The sequence below is a fragment of the Kurthia massiliensis genome, assembly GCF_000285555.1.
Taxonomy (GTDB): domain Bacteria; phylum Bacillota; class Bacilli; order Bacillales_A; family Planococcaceae; genus Kurthia; species Kurthia massiliensis.
Genome location: NZ_HE610996.1, coordinates 597,085 through 618,801, shown reverse-complemented (window position 1 = coordinate 618,801; position 21,717 = coordinate 597,085). Strand labels below are relative to the sequence as shown.

The 21,717-nt window shown below is 36.5% G+C and carries 18 protein-coding genes and 1 pseudogene; 17 read left to right on the top strand and 2 right to left on the bottom strand.

Annotation, left to right across the window (positions count from 1 at the left end; genetic code table 11):
- Positions 1-37 precede the first annotated feature (37 nt).
- From KMHG_RS03380 to KMHG_RS03365, 3 genes are all read left to right on the top strand, one after another.
- Positions 38-355, top strand: a complete 318-nt coding sequence (locus KMHG_RS03380) for a hypothetical protein (RefSeq protein ID WP_010286954.1) — start codon at positions 38-40, stop codon at positions 353-355.
- Positions 356-481: 126 nt separating this feature from the next.
- Positions 482-709 (top strand): hypothetical protein, encoded by a 228-nt coding sequence (locus KMHG_RS03375; RefSeq protein ID WP_049929296.1) that lies wholly within the window; start codon positions 482-484, stop codon positions 707-709.
- A gap of 231 nt (positions 710-940) precedes the next feature.
- Complete coding sequence (locus tag KMHG_RS03365; protein WP_010286952.1) at positions 941-1,816, top strand: tyrosine-type recombinase/integrase; 876 nt, start codon at positions 941-943, stop codon at positions 1,814-1,816.
- 644 nt (positions 1,817-2,460) lie between these two features.
- Here the strand turns inward: KMHG_RS03365 and KMHG_RS19920 are convergent.
- Positions 2,461-2,948: pseudogene (locus tag KMHG_RS19920) on the bottom strand (ATP-binding protein).
- Between the two features lie 355 nt (positions 2,949-3,303).
- On the opposite strand from KMHG_RS19920, the gene KMHG_RS03345 reads away from it, so the two are divergent.
- The 14 genes from KMHG_RS03345 to KMHG_RS03280 all read left to right on the top strand — a co-directional run bounded on the left by KMHG_RS03345 (position 3,304) and on the right by KMHG_RS03280 (position 20,526).
- A complete protein-coding gene (locus tag KMHG_RS03345; RefSeq protein WP_010286949.1) occupies positions 3,304-3,513 on the top strand; it encodes a hypothetical protein in 210 nt (69 codons plus the stop codon).
- A 339-nt stretch (positions 3,514-3,852) separates the two neighbouring features.
- Positions 3,853-6,906 carry a hypothetical protein gene (locus tag KMHG_RS03340; RefSeq protein WP_010286948.1) on the top strand — a complete coding sequence of 1,018 codons (3,054 nt, stop codon included), beginning with the start codon at positions 3,853-3,855 and terminating at the stop codon, positions 6,904-6,906.
- Between the two features lie 397 nt (positions 6,907-7,303).
- Positions 7,304-8,776, top strand: coding sequence for a flagellin N-terminal helical domain-containing protein (locus tag KMHG_RS18285; protein ID WP_010286946.1), 1,473 nt, complete (start codon positions 7,304-7,306; stop codon positions 8,774-8,776).
- A 160-nt stretch (positions 8,777-8,936) separates the two neighbouring features.
- Positions 8,937-9,395, top strand: a complete 459-nt coding sequence (locus tag KMHG_RS03330) for a hypothetical protein (protein ID WP_010286945.1) — start codon at positions 8,937-8,939, stop codon at positions 9,393-9,395.
- Positions 9,396-9,668: 273 nt separating this feature from the next.
- Positions 9,669-10,040 carry a hypothetical protein gene (locus tag KMHG_RS03325; RefSeq protein WP_010286932.1) on the top strand — a complete coding sequence of 124 codons (372 nt, stop codon included), beginning with the start codon at positions 9,669-9,671 and terminating at the stop codon, positions 10,038-10,040.
- Positions 10,041-10,118: 78 nt separating this feature from the next.
- A complete protein-coding gene (locus KMHG_RS03320) occupies positions 10,119-11,291 on the top strand; it encodes a hypothetical protein (RefSeq protein ID WP_010286930.1) in 1,173 nt (390 codons plus the stop codon).
- 103 nt (positions 11,292-11,394) lie between these two features.
- Positions 11,395-13,407 carry a hypothetical protein gene (locus KMHG_RS03315; RefSeq protein WP_010286928.1) on the top strand — a complete coding sequence of 671 codons (2,013 nt, stop codon included), beginning with the start codon at positions 11,395-11,397 and terminating at the stop codon, positions 13,405-13,407.
- Positions 13,408-13,515: 108 nt separating this feature from the next.
- Positions 13,516-15,030: a glycosyltransferase gene (locus KMHG_RS03310; RefSeq protein ID WP_010286927.1), complete on the top strand. Its 1,515-nt coding sequence runs from the start codon at positions 13,516-13,518 to the stop codon at positions 15,028-15,030.
- A 171-nt stretch (positions 15,031-15,201) separates the two neighbouring features.
- On the top strand, positions 15,202-15,819 hold the full coding sequence (locus tag KMHG_RS03305; RefSeq protein WP_010286925.1) for a LysE family translocator: 618 nt from the start codon (positions 15,202-15,204) through the stop codon (positions 15,817-15,819).
- Positions 15,820-15,877: 58 nt separating this feature from the next.
- On the top strand, positions 15,878-16,309 hold the full coding sequence (locus KMHG_RS03300; protein WP_010286923.1) for a universal stress protein: 432 nt from the start codon (positions 15,878-15,880) through the stop codon (positions 16,307-16,309).
- Positions 16,310-16,412: 103 nt separating this feature from the next.
- Positions 16,413-17,051, top strand: coding sequence for a hypothetical protein (locus KMHG_RS03295; RefSeq protein WP_010286921.1), 639 nt, complete (start codon positions 16,413-16,415; stop codon positions 17,049-17,051).
- A 53-nt stretch (positions 17,052-17,104) separates the two neighbouring features.
- Entirely contained in the window at positions 17,105-18,259 is a 1,155-nt protein-coding gene (locus KMHG_RS03290; protein WP_010286920.1) for an ICP22 family protein, read from the top strand.
- Between the two features lie 91 nt (positions 18,260-18,350).
- Positions 18,351-19,325: a CZB domain-containing protein gene (locus KMHG_RS03285; RefSeq protein WP_010286919.1), complete on the top strand. Its 975-nt coding sequence runs from the start codon at positions 18,351-18,353 to the stop codon at positions 19,323-19,325.
- 13 nt (positions 19,326-19,338) lie between these two features.
- Positions 19,339-20,526 carry an Ig-like domain-containing protein gene (locus tag KMHG_RS03280; RefSeq protein ID WP_010286914.1) on the top strand — a complete coding sequence of 396 codons (1,188 nt, stop codon included), beginning with the start codon at positions 19,339-19,341 and terminating at the stop codon, positions 20,524-20,526.
- Between the two features lie 33 nt (positions 20,527-20,559).
- On the opposite strand, the gene KMHG_RS03275 is transcribed toward KMHG_RS03280, so the two are convergent.
- A complete protein-coding gene (locus KMHG_RS03275; protein WP_010286912.1) occupies positions 20,560-21,393 on the bottom strand; it encodes an SH3 domain-containing protein in 834 nt (277 codons plus the stop codon).
- Positions 21,394-21,717: the final 324 nt, after the last annotated feature.

The following is a 21,717-nucleotide window of genomic DNA, read 5'->3' as shown; positions in this document are numbered from 1 at the left end:
TTCGGGAATGGGCTTTTTCTAATGAGGGAGTGATGGAATGAATATGGTAGAGAAGCTAAGAAAGGTGCTGCATGATCGTGTAGAAATCTATGTTCCACAGGAGGAAATCGCGGTGGAGAGTGTGCAATTGTACGCGGATGAAGTGGATGAAAAGCTTTTGCCACCTGAAATGCTGAAAGGTCTGACAGAGCCAATTCAAGCGGAACTGGCGAGCTACAGAAATGAACATGGTATCGAGTACCTTCTCATTCGACTTGAAATCGGCAAAGAAGAACCTTTAGAAATTTTGGTAATTGATGATGAAGTAGTGGACGAAAATGTGACATTAGTAAAGGAAAACTCACCTAAAAAGTAAGAACGTAAAAATTAGTTGAAGCACTTTTGATGGCAGACATTGGAACGTGCTAAAAGGCGAACGTGACAATATTTAAATAAAGCAACGAACGGAGGAAAAATGATGAATAAGAAATTCCACAGAATCATGGTTGAAGGTGAGACATATTACAGAGAAATAGACTGCGGTGAAGTTGTTGGGCCGCTAATGGAAGAAGATGAGTTCTTCGATTTAATCATGTCAGAGGTAGTTGAAGAAGAGTATGAAACAGGTGCAGTGGAAGTTGAAATGGCGATTGACCGCATGTACGACATTGACGATCAGCGTCTAGTTTCAAACTATATTGCGTACTTAAAAATGGCTGAAGGCATGTAAATGATGACCACTTTGAAAGGTGGTGACAAACATGACGTGGGCTAAATTAGTCGTAACACTAGCACTAACAGCGATTACGATCATCGCAAAAGAGTTCGAAGACGAAGATTAAAACTTCGAACGTGCAAGCGTTGCATACATCAAATAGGGAAAGCCGATACGGTTTTCTCTTTTTTTTAATTATTCATGGATAGGAAGAATTTAACCAGAAATTCAAAGGAGTGCGTGACAATGGAAAGTTTAAATTCGATTTTAGCAGCGTTCGAAAAATGGCTTATGGAAGATGGCAAGGCTGAAACGACCGTAAAAAGCTATGTAAATGACGTGCGAAAGTATAATGCTTACTTAAGTGAGCGTGAGATTGAGGAAGCGTTAATAAATCGTTTGTATTTTACAAGCTACATCAAGTTTCTAAAAGTAAATAATATGGCTGTGAATACCATCAACAAGAAAATCACGTCGCTGAAAGTGTACAATGATTGGCTTGTAAGAGAAGGACTGGTGGACGAAGTCTTTGTAAGTATTAAACGAGATAAGGTAAAAGTAGCTGATGGGTCGGAAGACGAAGTAAGTGTACTTGATGATGAACAGGTAGAACGTTTTCTTTTTCATCTTGAGAAGGAGTCACAACGGAATAAGGTGATGGGATATTTACTTCTCTATACAGGTGTTCGAGTAAGTGAATTAGTAAATATTCGACTGTCGGACATAGACCAGTTAACAAGAAATTTAAAAGTAAGGGGAAAAAGCGGCAAATTGCGTGATGTACCGCTGCGAAAAGACGTGTTCGCTGAAATATGTAGCTACATGAATGAAGAGCGTTTAATGGGCTCATACGCGTTTAGCGACTACCTTTTGATAAGTCAACGAGCTGAAAAGCTGCATAGAGACACAGTCCGTAAATGGTTGGAGGAAGTCGGTAAGCAATTGAAGTTTCATATTCATCCACATATGCTACGTCATACATTTTGTACAAGACTGCTAAAAAATGGCGTTGATTTGACGGTGGTAGCAAAACTTGCAGGCCATGCATCGGTGAATACAACCATGAAGCATTACATCAACATTAGCAAAGTAGAAAAACAGCACGCTGTAGAAATGCTTTAATATGAAATTCACAAGAATGAATCATAAAATTTAGCCTGAAATAAAAAAGAGTAGTTTAGAAATACTTCTTTTAATGAAGATAATAAAAAAATGGGATTGAGCCTTAAAAATCATTCTCGTAAACCCCTTAAGTACTTCTAGAAAACAGAATTGAAATCTCAGAAGCCTCAAATTCAATAGGTTATCTGTTGATAGAAAATTATTAATAAAAAGATGTATAAATGATAAAAAGTAATAAATACCTATCTTTGTTTGAATATATATAACCTAAAGTCCTGTGTTTATCGAAAAAAATAGTTGCGAAGCTATTTTAACTCATTTAAGATTGGTTTCAGCCAAGAGCAAAAGCTATTGATGCGAAGACTTAAAATTCGGGAGGAATTGAAGCTATGAATAAAATCATGAAACCATCAGCAAAGAAAACAGTTAGAAAAACATCGAAAGTTAAATTTACTTCTCCAAGTAATGAGTTAAAAAGTAACGACACAATAGAAAGTGTGTATTATGCAAGATAAAATTCCTTCAAAATGCAAACTAAAATTCCAGCACCCTTCGGTTATTTAGTTTAGAGATTTATACTAGAATGTTGATATCTATAACTTGGACCCTGAAATGCAATAAGGTGACTATGATGAACTAATCAATCAATCAATTAATGCAACGGTTAATTTTTCATCATAGAAGATAGTCGACCATTTACTGAATTCCAGATTGGTTGTTAAAATCAGACTCTTACGCTCATAACACGCTGATACAACTTGAAATAATAATTGCGCACCTTCTTGACTAAGAGGCAAAAATCCCCACTCGTCACAAATTAATAAATCTGCTTTCTCAATTGTTTTAAGAACTTAGCGAGCCGTCCTTCCTGCTTTGCTTCAATAAGTTCGTTTACTAAAGCGGCAGTGCGATAAAACTTCACTATTTTCCATTGATGACATTGTTCCACGCCTATGGCGGTTGCTAAATGAGTCTTTCCTACGCCAGATGGTCCATAAAGAATCAAATTTTGCTTTGCTTCAATAAAACTACCTGTTCGAATTGTAGTAAGATCGATACTGGCCGGTAATGAAACTCGGGTAAAATCATAATTTTCGTATGTCTTAATGGTATCGAAATTCGCATTTTTAATTAATCGATTTGTCCGTGCGACTTCGCGGTGTCCAACTTCATTTCATCTTTGTATCGGTCAATCTTTTTAGGAATTACTTTACGTTTTTCTGGCGTAGTATTAAAATCCTGTTGGTTCACCTATTTTTGAACAGTTTTAAAATCATGTCCGGTTTCTTCAGCTATTTTCCGTAAGGAATAACCTTTATCCTCATACAAAAATTTGATATGATGAATTTGCGTCATTGTAAGCATCCTTTCATTCCTCCTAATCAACTTTTCTGCCAATTAGAAGGTTAGTAGAATTGAAGGGTGCATACAATGATATTTTTTTGCGCTAAAAAGGAAGCATCATTGCAGGATTTTTCATTTGCATAATGCTTCCTTTTTATTTTGCACTAAACAATCCTGGCAGGTACGTTTCAGAAGAAGCTACTGCTAAATTAATACAGCAATATGATGATATTATTTCAAGTGAGGAAACAGTTCGAGCAGAAACACTTGAAAAAATGATTAGACAGCTTTCGAATATTTTAGATGACTTGGAATGGTATAGTACACGCACAGTATACGAGCAAGAGCAATAATAATTGATAAATTCCTTTAGTCAGTGATTGATTACAACCAATCACTGGCTATTTTTTTATAGTGTTTATGTGTCAGAGTTCTGAAATTCAATACATCCTCTATGATAATTAAAATTACAGAGAAATATACGGATAAAAAAGAACAGCAACTATTTAACTGTTAGATGGAAATAAATAAGCGTAAAATAGCGATTTTTCAATAAAATATCAGAATTATATCTTTATAAAGATGTTATTAATATAAGTAAAAAGAATTATAAATATTAAATAAAAAAACATATTGATAGTAAAAAAACCTTAATATAAAATTAAGCTTAATACGTAATTAGGAGGGTTAATTTGGATAAAATATTAAAATCTGCTATTGCAGTAGCAGTAGGGGTCTCAACAATTAGTGTCACAGTAGGCACAGTTTCGGCTGCGGAAAAGTATGTAGTGAAAAAAGGAAAACTTGTCAATGCGAAGACCGGGAAAACTGTAAAAGGCTATGTTGTTTATAAAGGTAAGCTCTATAAAAATGGTAAAAAAAATAAAGGATATGCACTTGTAGGGAAAGGATCGTCATTAAAGCTTTACTACAATACATCTCTGAAGAAAGGTTATAAGACGGCTTCTAATGCGAAATATTTATTTAAAGACGGGAAGCTTGTCAAAGGATTTAAACAAGCAGGAAAAAATCAACGTTTATACAAAAATGGTGTTTTGACGACAGGGTATAAAGTGTATCAGGCGAAAGATGAAACGCTGTATCTCTATTATACGGGCCAATTGAAACAAGGCTTGAAAACGGCAACTTACAACGCCCAAACATTACTATTTAAAGATGGTGTTATTGCAAAAGGTGATGAAATCTTTAAACAGAAGTTGTATACGGATGGCGTATTAAATATGGCGTTAAAACAAGTAGGAAATGACTTTTATTATAGCGGTGTAGTAGCGAACGGTTTAATTGAAGGAGCAATTTATGAAAATGGTAAGTTGACTGTGATGAAGGAAGAAGTTGCATTTAATGAAGCGAAAACACAGTTTGAAGCACATGAAAAAGAATTAGCAGCAGCAAAAGCAGATTATACAGAATTGGCGGCTCTAGAAGCATTATTACGAGGTGAAAATAAAGCTACAACACTGAAATTGAAAGCTTTATCTGACTCAGATGTTTCAAAGTTTTTAACAGAAATGAAAGGAAAAGATCTTTCTAAATTAACTGCAGCTGAAAAGGCAGAAATTTTATCCAAAATAACCTCTTATAAAGAAGAAGCAACAACGCGCTTACAAACAGCTATCAATAACTATGTTGCTACAGCAGAAAAACTAGCTGAAACATCAAAAGCTTTAGCAAAAGTAACGAGTGAGTTGAAAAAAGCAGAGGAAGTACAATCTCTTGTAAAAGATGTACAAACAGCAATTGCTGATTTGAAAGAATCTACAAAAGGATTATCAGGAATTAAGGTAGAGTCATCAAAACTAGAAACTTTGCTAGCGGAAGTTGAAAAAGTAGTAGCAGAAAATCCAGTTGTCGTAGAGAAACCAAAAGAGGAAAGACCAGAAGAGCAAAAACCTGTGGAAGAAGTGAAACCAACACCAACACAGCCTGAAGTACCTACTGAAACACCAACGACAAATGATGACACATCAGGGTATCCTCCAGTGATTGATCCACCTGCACAACAAGATAATAATGGCCAAGTAGTGTTAGCAAAATCAAAACAAGCGTTAGAAGCGTTACTGAACACAATTCAGGTTGAACAGGCTGGGAATGCTTTAAAAATTGGCGATAAAATCGTTATCGATCAACAATCTTATATTCTTTCAGAAAACCCAACTGCAGAAAAGGATACAAATAATCTATACATTACGGTAAATAATGCGACATCTTTCCTTCAGAAAGTAGAAGATGCAAAAAAGGCAATGACAGCAACGAAATTAGACGATGTTGAATATGCGATTAAAGCATTAAATAATGCAATATACGATTTGTCATATAATAGCAAAAATAGTGGTGTCCTAGAATTAGAGACGCAAGCAGCGGTGCTATTCGATAATTACTTAACAGACGAGACAGATTCAGTAAAGGTCAAAGCGGATATTGAACAACAAATGAATAAACTGTTGAATGACGGTTATAAAGTCATTGTGGAAGACGTGCATCAATATGAAGGAGAAGAAGCTTCTGTTGAATTTTTAATCGAAAATGTAGCGACGGGACAAATTTTAGAGCTGCATTATGGTATTTCGTTGTTTTCTACACAAACAGCGAAAGATTATTTAGAACAGGAAAAAACAATATTTAATAACCAAGTGAAAATCATTAAATTAGGTGCGAATATTGAACAAGGTGATCAACTTCAGATTGGTACAGAGTTTTATAACATTGTATTGAATCCTATACTAGGTGAAAAAGATGAGAAATACGTTAGTGTATTACAAGCACAAAATGTTGAAGAATATGGTGTGTTATTAAATAACTATAATGAAGATAATATATTTGAAACTTTGAAAACCGCTAAAAAATTGAATGCTTTAAAAATGATTGAAGATAATTGGATGAACGAATTACGTTATGAATTGAAACTTGAAAGCGAAAAGTTAACGCAAATAAAATTAGCCTTAAATGATAAGCGTACAGTAGAAGAACAACTTGCTGATAAGTTACAAAAGTCAGTATCTAATGGTTTTACAGTTACAGTTATTAGTATAGAAAAACCTAATAATAATTATGTAGTGTCATATCGTTTGGCGAAAGATAATGAAAAATTAACAATTGAAGATTCAGCGTGGATTAATATTGTAACTGAAGATGAAATGAACGCCACATTACAAGCAGCAAAAGAGCAGATTACTGAAACATTAAAACGTTTGAATGTTCCCGCAGATCCAGAGGCGTTAACTCATGGAATGATTATTAAGATTGATAATAAAGAATATACTATTTCTAACACAGCACGTGACGAGGAAGGACCAAAATTATATTTCTTTGCCTTTGATGTAGAAGAAATTTACACGCATATTAATGCGGCAAAAGCAGCTCTTGAAAATAACGATTTAACAGAGAAAGAAGTAATAGATATTGATAAAAATTTAAATCAAAAAATTGCTGGACTGATAAGTGATGCGACGAATAAAACTAAAGAAGAAATGCGAAGTTTAGTGAGCTCGAATTTGGAGGCCACACCACTTACTTTAAACGATGATGAAAGTGGCGAAGAAAAAGTAATACAAGCACTAAAATCAGTTCTAGGTAAAGACGTTACCATTACGATCATCGACTATTATGATAAAGGTACTTCTAATGGTAAGCCTTCAATTCATGTAACATTTCTTGCTGAAAAAGATGGTAGTACATTAGAAAGTGATGTTACGTTTTTCTTAGTTAAGAATGTAATGGATCAATAGATAATTAAAAGTACGATTGGAATAAATGATTAGTTAAAAAAAGCTAGATTGCAATAAAATTTGAACGAAAATATATACAATTTTTTTGCAATCTAGCAAAATTTCGTAATGCTACAGAAGAAAATTATGAGAGTTTTTCTCAAGTGTTTATCTGAATGGAAACGAAGTTATAACTAAAATAAATTAAAAAGAAATGATAACAAAAATAGAAATGCATTGGCATTAAAAGAACTTATTAATTTAATCTGATAATATGAAATGGCCATAGTGTACATAAATGTGTATACTATGGTTATTTTTATTCATTAAAATTCATTTTTTTATATATAGTTAAGTAAAAATATCTATTAATTTGATAGAATGATAAATATAAAAGATTGGTTAATGGGGGATCAGAATGAAAATTAATGCGAATCAAGCGCTGTCTACTTATAGAAACTATAAAAAATATACAAGTGATATTGAAAAATCGTTAGAACGTATTTCATCCGGCATTAAGTTAAATACGGCTGGGGACAATGCGGCAGCAATGGCGCAAAATAGTAAAATTAAAGCACAATTAGGCGGGCTGAATAAAGCAGAGCAAAATTTGCAAGATGGACAAAACCTTGTGCAAACCGCGGATAGTGGTATCGGTAATATTCAAAACGTCTTACAACGTATGCGTGAGTTAGCAGTACAAGCAGCAAATGGTACAAATACAGACGAAGATCGAGCAGTCATTCAACGAGAAATTGATCAATTAAAAGGTACTGTAGATGATATTGCAACAGGTACAGAGTTTAATCACCAGAAATTACTCGTTCCTAAAACAGAAATGAATACGCAAACTGTAGAAAATCGTCAAATCGATATTGTGTTTTTTATTGATGATTCGGGTTCGATGGCTGAAGAAATTTCAATGGTAGCAAAAGGAATTGAAGAATTTGCTAAAAAAATTACAGTTTATGGGAATGTTAATATTGGTACACAGAGTATTACGAAAGAATCTAATAAAACAGCACTTACTAATCAGTTAGATAATCTTGGATCAAAAGTGATAGATACATATATAAGCAAAGATTCCATTATAAATGGAAGACCTATTCCTAGTGGATATGGTGTGACATATCATTATCAGACTATGGATAATTATATGAACAATCCATCAGCATTGGGTGGACGTCCTGGAGCGGAGACAATTTTTGTTGTTTTAACAGATACTGCTGATGAAAGTCGTCCAAGTGAGACTTTTAAACAACAAGTTAAGAAGAAGTTGGAAGAAAATAATATTCAAACTTATGTATTTGGGTTTGATTTTGCTGATGAATCACCCGAAACTAAAAATAGATTCCCAGAAAAGGAAAAAGAAGAATTAAAAGAAATAACGGATAATGTCTTTTTCCCTGAAACCGCAGGGGAAGTTGCCGATACGATTACTCCTGGTTTAACAAACCAAATTATTAAAAATAGTAACTGGGAAACAACAGAGAAAAATGAAATTTACATTCAGTCAGGTATCAATGCTTCGGAAAGTACGCGTATTCCGTTATACGATCATCGTGCGGAAGCGCTTGGGATCTCACATTTAGATTTAACGACGCAAGAAGGGGCAGAAGCTGCGCTTGCGAAAATTGATGCGGCGATTGAAACAGAAAGTACGCGTCGGGCGCAATATGGTGCGATTAGTAATCGTTTAGAACGAACACAAGAAATTGTTGGTGGCGCGATTACAAATTTCACAAAAATCTCATCTAATTTAGGAAATACTGATATTGCTGAAGAAATGATGCGTTTAACTTCTTCTCGCATTACGATGCAATCGTCTCAATCAATGATGGCACAAATCAACCAACATATCCAAGGTGTGTTAACGTTATTACAAAATTAAAACCATTATGCTTTCTGGTTTATTTTCTGATTTTTAAATGATATTTCTTTGATAAAAATAATAGTAAATAATCGTCTTTTATCGTTATTTTGAGTGGATATTTCTTCTCGGAAAATCGTTTGTTATACTAACTGTGACACAAGACGAAAGGGGATTTAACGTGAAAAAAGTATTATATAGTTCGACGTTGGTAGCGGCACTTCTATTAGGTGCATGTGGCAACGAAGACAAAGCGGAAGATCCGAAAACGAGCACAGAGCAAACGGCGAAGTCTGAAGATCAAGCAACGTCAGCCAAAGAAAATAAAAAGGTTGAAGCTGAAATTGCTAAGAAAAATGAAGGCGTCGTTGAGAAAAAAGCAGACTTTAAGTACGATGATAAAATTAAAAAAGCGATTGAAAAAGAAAAAAATGTTAGCTCATCTACGTTATTGATTACGAAAGTAAATGACGAAGATTATATTATGACAGATATCAATGTAGACAACGATCATAAAGCAGCTGCAAAAAAACTAGCAAAGAAATATGCAAACACATTGCATAAAAAATATCCAAAACATGTCGTAGATGTACGCGTACTTTCAGGAGATAACGTACTAGCACAAGAAACAATAAAATAATATGTGATAATGAAGAGAGCAATCGCTCTCTTCATTATTTTTTTCAATCCATATAGATTAGTCCACAAATATATTGCTGTAAGTAGGTCATGAATCTTAATGTTTAGGTATACCTCTTGAATGAGGTATGCCTTTTTTATTAGTTATATTAAAACTATAGACTTATTTAAAATTATTTTATTTTAGAAAAAAGAAAATAATAAGGCTAAAAGGTTTTAAAAATAGTTCTAAAGGTTTATAATTTAAATAGATAATTTGGAGGGGTGTGTTGTGATGGTAAATCAACAAATTGAGTCATATATTGATGTGCTTGTGCATACACAAGAGCTTGCAGAAAGTATAAATGATACAGTAGAAGGTTATACGAAAATGACGCGCACGATTAAGACGGCTATTGCTACATTGGAGTCAAAAGCAGCTCATGTGCAACTTGAAGTGCTAGAATCACTCGTTATGTTTATTCAAGAGGCAGAAGAGACGCCTAATTTTTATACGGTTGCTTCGTGGGATACATATATGCAAGCACTATCGCACGCTAAAACGATTCAACAAGGTCGGAAATCGAATCTTGTTGAAATGCTTCGAGCGAAAAATGATTTACGTAAAGCCAAATCAGCCCTCATCTATGATAAACATAAAATATAATGCAGAGCGTACCAATCATGGTGCGCTTTCTTTATGCTTAAGTACGATTGTCGATATAGAAAGAAAGGGGTGAACATGATGAAAAAGTATACAGCGATTGCTTGTACTTCAGCGCTCGTACTTTCGATGATGCCACAAGAAGATGTTTCGGCGAAAAAACTGATTTTGCGTGGTGTCGTGAAGCAAGATACGACGATGTATGAACATATCGGTAAAGATCCGATCACTGTTATTCCAGCTGGGGAAGTTATTTTAATTCGACAACGTGATAAAGTATGGACGAAAGTTGAATTTAATAATGAATATGGTTACGTCTTAAGTAAGCATTTAAAATTTTCAAAAACGAATAAACAAAAAGAAGAAGAACTCGAAAAAGCCGGAAAGACATTAACGAAAAAAGCGAAAGCGTTTCGAAAAGTCGTCAATCAAGGGAATATCGATCAAATTGTCGTTGATGCGCTCAAGTATGATTTTGAAGTGAGTCAATATGATACGCAAGTTACTTCAGTCAATCCAGGGAAAGCAGCGCGTGAACGTTTGACAAAAGCTTATACAAATCCAGCGCGACGTGAATTAAAGCGTATTAAACATGAATTAATCGCTTGGGATCAATTGAAAAAAGCTGAAGTGGATATTAAAGCGATGCAATATGATGAAGCGAAAAAATCGTATCAGAGCGCGATGAAGCATATAAAAGCCGGTCAAAAGTGGCGAAAAAAAATGAAGTATGAAGACTTATCTAAAAAATTTCAAAAAACGCTCACTCAACGAACGAAAAAAATTAACACACGTTTTACATATTCAACGTTTACTGACCTTGTGAATGAAGGGCATGTGAAATTTCTTGCAGATTTTCAATTTACACCGTTATCAGCAACCGTCAATTTTATTGATTCCGATGGCAAAACACAAACGAACGGTTTTGTGACGAAAGCTAATGCTTTAAGCCAATCTTCTGTATTAATTCATTTACGTAACGCTCGTGATGAGGTGTATGGTCGCGACGTGCCGATTTTTAAAAAAATGCGCTACACGTTTGCGAGAAGTAAGAAGTCGAATACGAATATGTTGTCAGCACCTGTAACGATGACGCTACGTGGTACGAAGTCATTACTAGAAACGACAACGATTGAACCGATGAATGAACCAATTGAAAAAGAGACGAAAATTGTTAATGAATCAACAATTCTTTTTGAATTTAAAGATGTACCAGCAAATATGGCACTCGTTAATTTAAAATTTTACCGTTAAGAGACCAAATCACCATTTGGTCTTTTTATTATGCTTCGCACTATAAGAATATGATAAAAGACCGATATAAATCCTATCATTATAGTTTGATTGGAGTGTATATATGAAAAAAATTGTATGTAGCATATCGGCAATTACGTTAATGTTATCAAGCGGTTTTACCGCAGAGGCAGCAATTAAGAAAGCACCAAAAAACGTAAAGGTAAAATCAGGAAAGTTGTTGTATAAGTCGACAAATAAAGTAGTGAAAGGGTATGTCACATATAGAAATCGTGTTTACAAAAACGGAAAACTATTTACAGGTGTTACAGGGAAGGTGTATTACAAAAAAGGTAAAAAAGGAAATGGCGTTTACAAAAATAAACTTTATAAAAATGGCAAATTGTATACCGGTACATTAAGTGGACAGCGCTATGAAAAAGGTGTCGCTGTGACGGCGGTGTTAGATGATGTGCAATATAAAGATGGTAAGCCAGCAACAGGTGTCGTAAATGGCATCTACTATCAAAATGGACGTCCTTTTACAGGTGTAGCGAATCAAACGCTTTATCAAAAAGGTGTGAAATCGACTGGTTACGAAGCGTATGGTAAACAACTTTATAAAGACGGTATTTTATCGATGGACGTTGTGAAAGTAAATAACATTTGGTATGCGGGTGGGCAAGTTGCTTCAGGGAAAATTGTATCATTAGATGGTGAAGAACTATTTGTTAACAATGGTTTAGCGGTGGAGCAAGAAGCGGGGACGGAACAATCTTCAGAACAGCAAGTAGCACCTACAGAGCAAATCGGGCAACCGACACAAACGGATACGTCAGTACCTACTACGCCAACACAAACAATTCCAAACCCGGTAACACCACAAAATCCAGTCACTGTAACAGCTGGTTTTCAAGTAGTGAATGGTATCCTTTATAAAGATGGTGCGCGTTACAACGGTAAAGTATTATACAACGATGTGCTTTATAAAAATGGTCAACCTATAAGTGGGCTAACGATATATGACGGTAAATATTATCAAAACGGTGTACTCGCAACGGGCACGTTCGTTTATGAACATAAAAATATTGCCATTCAAAATGGTGTTCTACAAAACGGTGTCGTTAACGGCCGTTATTATAAAAACGGCCAATTAGCAACAGGTGTCGTTGATCGTGTACTTTATAAAAATGGTGTTAGAGCAACAGGTGAAGAAGTGTACAACGGCGTATTTTACCGAGATGGTTATGAAGTATCCGGTGTTTATGAAAAAAACGGTCTATACTATGCGGGTACGAAATTAGCGAACGGTATTTACGAATTACCGAATCTCGGCAGTCGTTACTTAATAAATGGTGCACTAGCGAATGGGCTTCATAAAGGCGTTTATTATGAAGATGGTGAGCGACAAAAAGGGTATGCCCTTATCGGAGGTAAGTTATATAAAGACGGCATGTTAAATACCGGCGTTCATTATTATGATGGTAAATGGTATTATAACGATCGCGTCGCAAATGGCTTCATACAGACAGAAGATGGTCAACAAATTGCGGTTGACAAAAACGGTGAAGGAATTACCGGAAAGTATCAAAATGCCTATTACACGAACGGTAAATTAGAAAATGGATACGTCTTGCGTGACGGTGAATTATATGTGGATGGACGCCCAAATAATGCATTCGTTTTATACAATGGACTTTGGTATGCGCGTACGAAACCGGCGAACGGTGTGCATACGGTAGAAGGGCAAACGATTGTGTTTGAAAATGGTCGGAAATTTAGCGGTATTTATGCCGGACGATTATATGAAGACGGTGTATTAAAACGAGGCACGTATATTTACAATGGTATTTTATATGTGGATGGCATCGTACCGCGTCGCACGTTATATAACGACAAATTGTACGTTAACGGTGTACTCGCAACGACGTTAACTGAATATGACGGCAAGTTATATGGCGCAGGTGGTACGTTGGCGCAAGGAAAAATAGAATTCGACTATCATCTATACAATAACGGTATACTCGATACAGTGAAGCAAGATTATAATGGACATTTATATACGGATGGCAAAATTGATATGAAACTACAAATGTTTAACGGTAAGCAATATGAAGATGGTAGTGTAAAATCTTAACGGAAAATACAGTCCGTTCCTCACAATTTCAGGAGGAACGGGCTTTTTTGTGACGGAATCCGTTATAATAAAAATATGATGATGACGAGAGAAATAGGGGGAGACGATTTGCAGGAGCGATTTTATTTTTTTACGACGCAGCTGGCAGCAGGTAGTACGAATACCGAACAACTCGTGTTACTACGTTCACAACTATTTGAACGTAAACTACACGTATCACCAGTAATTGTGACGCTCAATTACGAACCGCAATTAGCCCGCTTACGCGAACAATTAATTGAGCGCGGCGCATTAGAACGCAATACACAAATTTTAAATATGTACGCAGATTTACAACAAACATCAAGTGAGGTTGAAGCACCGAAACAATGGCCGTTTAACCCATTATGGTCATACGAAAAAGTACCAGATTCAGCAGATATCGGTGTGCTCGACCAAGACGGACGGCCAGTGCAATATCGAAATTATAGCGAAGACGGTCGCTTAGAAATGGTCGTGCATTACGATCGTACGGGGCGCATTATCCGCAGCGATATTTATGATACGAACGGCTTTTTAAGTAAAGTGCAAGTGATTCAACAAGATCAAATTACGTGTGAAATTTTTTACCGTACAGACGGTAAAGTATGCATGTATCATTTCTTCGAGCAAGATGAATTAGCCATTATTCAACTCGTTGATGAGGACGGTTCGATTATTTACCAATGTACGAGTGAAGCAGAGCTCGCAACATTTTGGTTAAAAATGATTTTAGAAGAAACGGAAACAAATTATTGCTTTATCGATGAACAAGTTCCATTTGCGACAGTTTTAAATGAAGTTGGCCTGAAAGCAAAATGCATTCCAATGATACACAGTCCACATATTGATTTCCCAAACAATCCGATCGACGGTTTATTAAATGATGAATACCGCCATGTGTTCCAACATTTAGATAAATCTGCAGCGGTTGTATTTGATACGATGGAACAATACGAGCACGTACAAGAACGGTTTGGCGTTCAAAAAAATCATTTTGCGATTCAGCCAGCACTCGTCGATTTACCGCAGCGTATTGATTTTCGTTCAAGACAACGTTATGCGTTATTATATGCCGCACCATTTGAACCGCAGTACAATCCGAGAGCAGCGGTACGTGTATTTGAACGTATTTTAGCTGCATTACCGGAAGCAACACTTTATATGTGCGGCGAAGGTAGTGAAAAAGAAGCTGTGCAGCAACTGATTGAAGAACGTGGCTTAAAAGAGCATATCAGATTTGTTGAAAAGTTAGAGCCGGCGCTTTACAATCACGTACAAATGGCAATATCGACAAGCATTGAAAGTGATACACCACTATCGATTTTACATCAACTATCATACGGGGTGCCGACAGCGAGCTACAATTATTTATACGGACCAGGCGATATGATTTTACATCAAATTAGTGGATTATTAGCGAGTCGTAACGATGAAGAACAACTCGCAACGCTAATTATTGAACGATTATCAGATCAAAAAGAACTTGCAGCGATGAGCGATCACGCATATGGTGAAGCTGCACGCCTTCATGCAAATCATACGAAAATTCTTTGGGTACAATTGATTCAACGATTACGTGAAAATATTTGGAAACAGTTTTAACAGAACAATCTTAACGGTTGTTCTTTTTTTGTGAAAACGTTGATATATCAACGTTTTACTACACTATTCCTTTAGCAAACTACTATGCTGACTACTTTTTGAAAATCGCCCAAAAGCCGCTTTTTGCATGTTATGATAACGTCAATAGGACACGTAAAAGAGGTGGTTGCGGTGACGCATTTAACAGTATTTTTAGGCATGAGTTTACTGCTCATTTTAGTGCCGGGTCCAGATTCTGGGCTCGTTATTCAAAATTCAATTGCTTACGGGAAAAAGAGTGGCATGAAAACGGTACTCGGTTCAGTTTCAGGATTATTGATTCATACTGCGGCGGCAGTGCTCGGATTATCTGCACTGCTCGTTAAATCAGCGTGGTTATTTACCGTATTAAAATGGGTCGGCGCGGCTTATTTAATTTATATCGGGTTGATGAGTTTACGTACTGTTTTACGAAAAGAAGAACATGCGGCGGTCACGAAAGCGAAAAACCAAAAATCATTTTTCGTACAAGGTTTTATAACTTGTGCTTCAAATCCAAAAGTGGCAGTATTTTTCTTAACGTTTTTACCACAATTCGTTTCGGACAATATGAACCATACGTTACAATTCACGTTAATGGGCTTAATGTATGGCGCAATGACGATTGCAGTATTTACGGCATATGTGTTATTGATTGAAGCATTTTCTCGTTGGCTGAAAAAGCCGGCCGTTCAAAAAGCATTACAAGGAACAACAGGTGCTGTGCTCGTTACATTCGGTATTCGTTTAGCACTCGAACGCCAACCATAATTCATTTCCTTATATTTCTGTTTATGCTTATAATGGAAAGGAATGGAGGAAGGATAATATGGGTAACTACAAAAATATTCTCGTTGCGGTAGATGGCTCTGATACATCAAAAACCGCGTTATCTAAAGCAATCGAGATCGCGAAACGCAATGGTGCAACATTAAATATCGTGAACGTTATTGATACACGTACGTGGGCTAGCATTGAAGCACACAATCGTGAAAAAGTAGAAGTAGATGCACGTCAATTTGCTGAGAGTTTACTCGCAAGCTATAGTGAGGCAGAGCGTGCAGGTATTGAAAAAATTGAAGTGATCACAGAAGCGGGTTCGCCAAGAACGATTATTACGAAAGACATTGCACCTCGCATTGACGCAGATTTAATTATTTGCGGAGCGACAGGTGTTAGCGCTGCGGAGCGTCTTTTACTCGGCAGCGTTTCTGAAAATATCGTTCGTACAGCACCGTGTGATACACTCGTCGTTCGATAGATGACAAAGGCTGGGCAACCAGTCTTTTTTTGATGCAACGATTCATCATTTCATTCGTCTAGTAAGTGAGCGTATAATAGGGTGAGCATAAGGAGTTTTTAAGATGAAAAAACAATTAATACTATTATTTGCTTGTCTATGTGTGGTCGTGTTAGCAGCATGTAGCGAAAAAGAAGCACCAGACAAATTAGCAAAAGGCGTCGATGAACAATACGTCGGTACGTACAAACTAGCAAGTATGGGACAAGCGAACGGCAATCAGTTAAAACAGTACCGTGATGTACCTTTAAGCGAAGATTTATCATACGGTGAAACGATTGAACTGAAAAAAACAGGTGATTACATCTATACGATTAACTTTTATGATGATGCGGCGAAAAAGAAGTTGTATCAGTCAATTATTCAAACGTATCGTTATACGAATGATGGACAAAACATCAAATTACACGAAAAAGATGATCAGTTCACGTATCATATTAAAGCGTACAAAAATGAAGATGGGTCGCTTATGATGAACTACGACGGGTTAAAACAGCTACAAGATAACGGTGGCAAACTCATTGATCAGACCGCTACATACGATTTATATGATGCTTCTCGTTGGTACCAACAAAATGAATCACAAGCCAAAACGACACAAAAATTGTTCTTTACGGATGAAGGTCATTTAATGAATGTGACGTATTCAAAAGCAGATCAAACGACGAGTGTCTTCGTCTATGAAAAAGAAGTTGCAAAATAGCGACTTCTTTATTTTTTTGCCCTAAAACCGATATAACGATAAGAGGTGATTTGATGAACTTAAAACGATTCGTCGCCACGGCGCTCATTACAACAATTAGCATCGCGAGTATCGATCATATGAGTGCGCAGGCAGCTACGATCAAAAAACCAAAATCGAATCAAGTATATGTCAAAAATAATAAATTGTATGACCAAACGACGAAAAAGTTGTTGAAAAAATATGCGCAATATAAAGGCATTATGTATGCGAAAGGCATTCCATTAACAGGGACAGTCAATGGTGTTTACTTCTTAAAGGGGAAGCCAGGAACAGGTATTTATAAGAAAAAATATTACCGAAATGGTAATTTATCTTCTGGTCTTTATAATGGGAAGCTGTATCGAAGTGGTGTTGAAAATAAAGGATATTATATTTATCAAGAGCAATTATATAAAGGCCCAAAATTAAACCGTGGGATTGCATTATTTGGTGGCAAATTATATGAAGATGACATTTTATATATTGGTTATTATGTGTATAATGGCCGTTTATATAAAGAAGGTCGTTTAAATACGACAGTCGTGAATCATAATGGTGCATGGTATACAGGTTCAGTCATTACACCCGGATGGATTCGTACGAAACAACTTGGGTGGATTAAAATTGATGACTTTGGGTTTCAAATTCCGGGCGCCGTCCCACCACCAGATTTAGAAACGGCTACGAATTCAAATTTAGAAAATCCATACAATACAGCTACAGGTGATACCGAACCACCGAAAAATAACGCTAGTGGTAACCAATCCGTAGACAATGACGCCGAACCACCAAAAAATACGACAACGAATAAAGATGAAAATGACGCTGAGCCACCAAAAAATACGACAACGAATAAAGGTGAAAATGACGCCGAGCCGCCAAAAAATACGACAACGAATAAAGGTGAAAATGACGCTGAGCCGCCAAAAAATACGACAACGAATAAAGGTGAAAATGACGCCGAGCCGCCAAAAAATACGACAACGAATAAAGGTGAAAATGACGCCGAGCCACCAAAAAATACGACAACGGATAAAGGTGAAAATGACGCTGAACCACCAAAAGACTACAGTGATAGTGCTGAACCTCCTCTTCTAACTGATGAAGAATACATGGATGACGATATGGATTTCAATCCCGATTGGTTTAATGACGATTTTATTAACGATATGGAACCTCCACAATAGTTTTGGTAAAAAATTCATTTGATTTTTTTATAAGAAACATAATTCATTCGCAAAAGGGTAATAATGTAATGAAAGAATGGGGGTAACGGCAATGAAACAGTTAGATTGGTTTACGAAAAAATTAGACTATGAAGATTATAAAGACTTACAAAATACATTACATTATTACGCGTTAACACATATGGAACTTGTCGGTCACCGCTTACTACAAGGCGTTGACCAGTTAGATGATCGGTTAAACAACATTCAATACGATGAAATGGAATGTTCAGAGGCGATGTCTCAACTAATTGAACTCGATACGGAGTTTGAACAATTAATGACAACATCTTATAAGTCATTATTTTCATTTTATCGTAGCATTTACTATTTCCATGGCGGTACAATTGAAATAGAAGTTGAAGAGTTGCTGAAAAACACCGATTCTAAATTTCCGGAATTAAGTGTAGAGATGTTTCGAAAGAAAAATTTAAGTGATGATTCAATGCGTTTAATTGAAATGTTATTAGAAGAGCAAACAGCTATTCGTGCTAGGTTGCTGATGACGATTAATCAACTGCAACATCTCGAAAAAGTATTTTTAGATGAAGTAGAAGGCAACTGTGCAGTCGATCATCCGACGATTGAGCAACTTGTTAGCGATGTAAAAAAACTGTTAGGGCGAGACGTTTATCAAGAAATTTATCAAAACGTCGTCGAGTTAGCAGAGACCGTTATTCCAACGATTCCGATGCCATCTGAAACGACGTTTATTAGCCAATTAAGTGCGCGTATTATTAATCATGCAGATTATTTAGCGATGGTACTAGAAAAGATTGGTGAAGACGTCACATTACCGCGTTCAACAGAATGTATTATGGGCAAATGGATTGAGAAAAATCGTTCGGCATATGATCAATTATTAACATATCATCAACTTATTAAACGTCATGATGATTTTCACGAGGCAGCGCAAGTGTTAGTAGATGAAGGGTCGCAAGAGGCTTTGCGTCATATGTTGGAATTATCATCACTCGTGCTGACAGGATTCATTGAACTTGTCATTGAATATAAAGAACAAACGTAAGGGGGAGACATATGTGCGTGTCATAGCAGGAATCACATTGGCGGCTGCGCTACTTACACCGTTTTCAGTAGCAGATGCGAAAGAATTAGGGCATTCAGTACTGACAGACGTCGAAATCGCAGAAGAAAACGTACAAGTGGATGAAGTAGCGAACATCGTATATACGATTAAATTGAATAAAGCGAGTGCTGCGGGTGATACCGTAAGAATTACATTACCGACGGGTGCTACGTTACAAGCACAGTCAGATACGGATGTGAAAAATACAGAAGGGCGTGTCGCCGCAAAAGCGAATTACACACCTGGTAAACAGCAAGTACTCGTGACATTAAATGATGTCGCTGAAAAAGCGACGTACAGTGACCTAACTGTAAATGTCCCTGTGAAGTTAAATGAAACGACACTCGGTGAGCATCAAATTGCGCTTCCTGTAAAGGACGGCACAAAACAAGTTGCCTACACGCTAACAGCAGCACCGGCAGAACCAACGATTGATGCGACAGGTTCATTAAATACATCGATGATTTCTTGGGAAACGACGATTGATGCCCATGCCGGAAAATTATCACAAGCACAGCTAAATAGTGCATTTGGTGATGGGCATGAGTTAGATGGAGACGTGACAGTGACGTATGAACAGCCAGATGGAACGTCTGAGACAAAAACGTATAAATCACGTTTACTGCCAGACCGTACTTTGAAACTAAATTTAGGGACGATTGAAAATCAAATCGTTAAAATCACATATGATACGACGGTTACAGATTTACGAGATACGTATGAAAATGATTATACGGTAACGTCATTAGAGCAAAGCAATTTAACGACAACGGCTAAAGTTGACGGAAAAGATGCAGTCGTTCCTTTAGAGGAAGAAGACGAAGCTACAGTTGAGCAACTTCCGAATGAAAGTAACGTGGGCGGTAGTAATGATCTTTCATTCGATGATAGTACGGGACAAAATGAGTCGAACGATTTCAATGATGATAGTTTTAATTCATCATCAACAAATTCACCGATTGTAAATAGTGCAAGAGGTCAAGACGATGTGATCGTTCAAGATGCTACATCTACTGCAACTAATAACAATTCGACAACTGAAAATACGTTACAACAATTACCACAAACGGGAACGAGTAATCCTTTATGGATTGGCGTTGCTTGTTTAGGAGCAGCATATATGTTGTTACGCCGAAAATAGAGAAAAGAGCCGAGGAATCATCTCGGCTCTTTTCTATTTTAACTTCGTATTTTTTGTAATAGAAATTAATTCACGTACTTTCGTTTTATCGCGATATTCTTGAATGACACCTGCATGCGGTGCGATATAAATAATGTTGCGGTTCGAATACGTCACTTTCATCACATTTTTAAACGTACCAGCTTTTACTTTTTTGCTATTAAGTAATTGCATTTTAGCGGTAATCGCGCGGCGTTCTGCATTTGATTTTGGAATGTCCCAAAATCGTGCATCTGAAACGGCTGCGTATGCAAGCAATTGGTAACTACGTAAAAAGCGGTTACCCATATACGGGTATAAAATAAGTTCATACTTTGTTTGCATGAGTTTAAATTGATTGAATGGTTCTTCGATATATTTAACAGTATCTAATTGCCAAGCACCTTTATCTGGAGCATACCATGCATAACTTACGTACGGATATTGCGTACCTTCTAAGCTTGGTCGTGCATTTGTCGGTAAGTGTGTACGTTCAAATATCGAGTTTGTTAACACTTTATACTTGTACAATTTCGTTTCATCCATTGTATAAATTTTAGCTGAAGCGCCGTTATCGTCGATATTTAAATACGCTGTCATGACATATCCTTTTTTACCATTGTAAGTGACGCGGCCCCAACTATCACTCGCTGTGTAGTGGAAAGTAACCGAAGCCCCTTTTGGAATACTCGTAATACGACCCGAACCAGGGTGGTTTTTATACAAATACGTCGCTACTTTTGTCGTTGCGGGGTAGTTTAAATCCGTCGCCGCATCGGCATCTGTCGTTATAGTACCTAAAATAAATACCAAAACGATCGCGATGAATAATTGATAAATTCGTTTCATCATCAGTCCTCCTTTTTCGTTTATATCGTAAAGACGAAAATAATTTATAGTAATAGAAGGATTTTCAGCACTTTTGATGCATATTATCGTCGTGCATCAATTACGTATAAATGTAATAGCGATAAATCAATATTTTATCATTTCTTCGCAGAATACCCCTCCCTCAAGGAATGTAGTGAGTAGGGAGGGGATGAATGCGAACCCAATCATTTTGCTCGTGCTAATTTGTTGAAAAGAACGTCTGTTCCTATTAAAATTATGAGGAAAAGGAGGTGTTTGTCATGCCACATAAAGCGTATCAATTCCGTCTCTATCCGAACAAAG

Excerpts from the sequence above, each read along its gene's own strand:
- KMHG_RS03380 (WP_010286954.1), top strand. The coding sequence starts at position 38 with ATGAATATGGTAGAGAAGCTAAGAAAGGTGCTGCATGATCGTGTAGAA.
- KMHG_RS03375 (WP_049929296.1), top strand. The coding sequence starts at position 482 with ATGGTTGAAGGTGAGACATATTACAGAGAAATAGACTGCGGTGAAGTT.
- KMHG_RS03365 (WP_010286952.1), top strand. The coding sequence starts at position 941 with ATGGAAAGTTTAAATTCGATTTTAGCAGCGTTCGAAAAATGGCTTATG.
- KMHG_RS03345 (WP_010286949.1), top strand. The coding sequence starts at position 3,304 with ATGCTTCCTTTTTATTTTGCACTAAACAATCCTGGCAGGTACGTTTCA.
- KMHG_RS18285 (WP_010286946.1), top strand. The coding sequence starts at position 7,304 with ATGAAAATTAATGCGAATCAAGCGCTGTCTACTTATAGAAACTATAAA.
- KMHG_RS03325 (WP_010286932.1), top strand. The coding sequence starts at position 9,669 with ATGGTAAATCAACAAATTGAGTCATATATTGATGTGCTTGTGCATACA.
- KMHG_RS03320 (WP_010286930.1), top strand. The coding sequence starts at position 10,119 with ATGAAAAAGTATACAGCGATTGCTTGTACTTCAGCGCTCGTACTTTCG.
- KMHG_RS03315 (WP_010286928.1), top strand. The coding sequence starts at position 11,395 with ATGAAAAAAATTGTATGTAGCATATCGGCAATTACGTTAATGTTATCA.
- KMHG_RS03300 (WP_010286923.1), top strand. The coding sequence starts at position 15,878 with ATGGGTAACTACAAAAATATTCTCGTTGCGGTAGATGGCTCTGATACA.
- KMHG_RS03295 (WP_010286921.1), top strand. The coding sequence starts at position 16,413 with ATGAAAAAACAATTAATACTATTATTTGCTTGTCTATGTGTGGTCGTG.
- KMHG_RS03290 (WP_010286920.1), top strand. The coding sequence starts at position 17,105 with ATGAACTTAAAACGATTCGTCGCCACGGCGCTCATTACAACAATTAGC.
- KMHG_RS03285 (WP_010286919.1), top strand. The coding sequence starts at position 18,351 with ATGAAACAGTTAGATTGGTTTACGAAAAAATTAGACTATGAAGATTAT.
- KMHG_RS03275 (WP_010286912.1), bottom strand. The coding sequence starts at position 21,393 with ATGAAACGAATTTATCAATTATTCATCGCGATCGTTTTGGTATTTATT.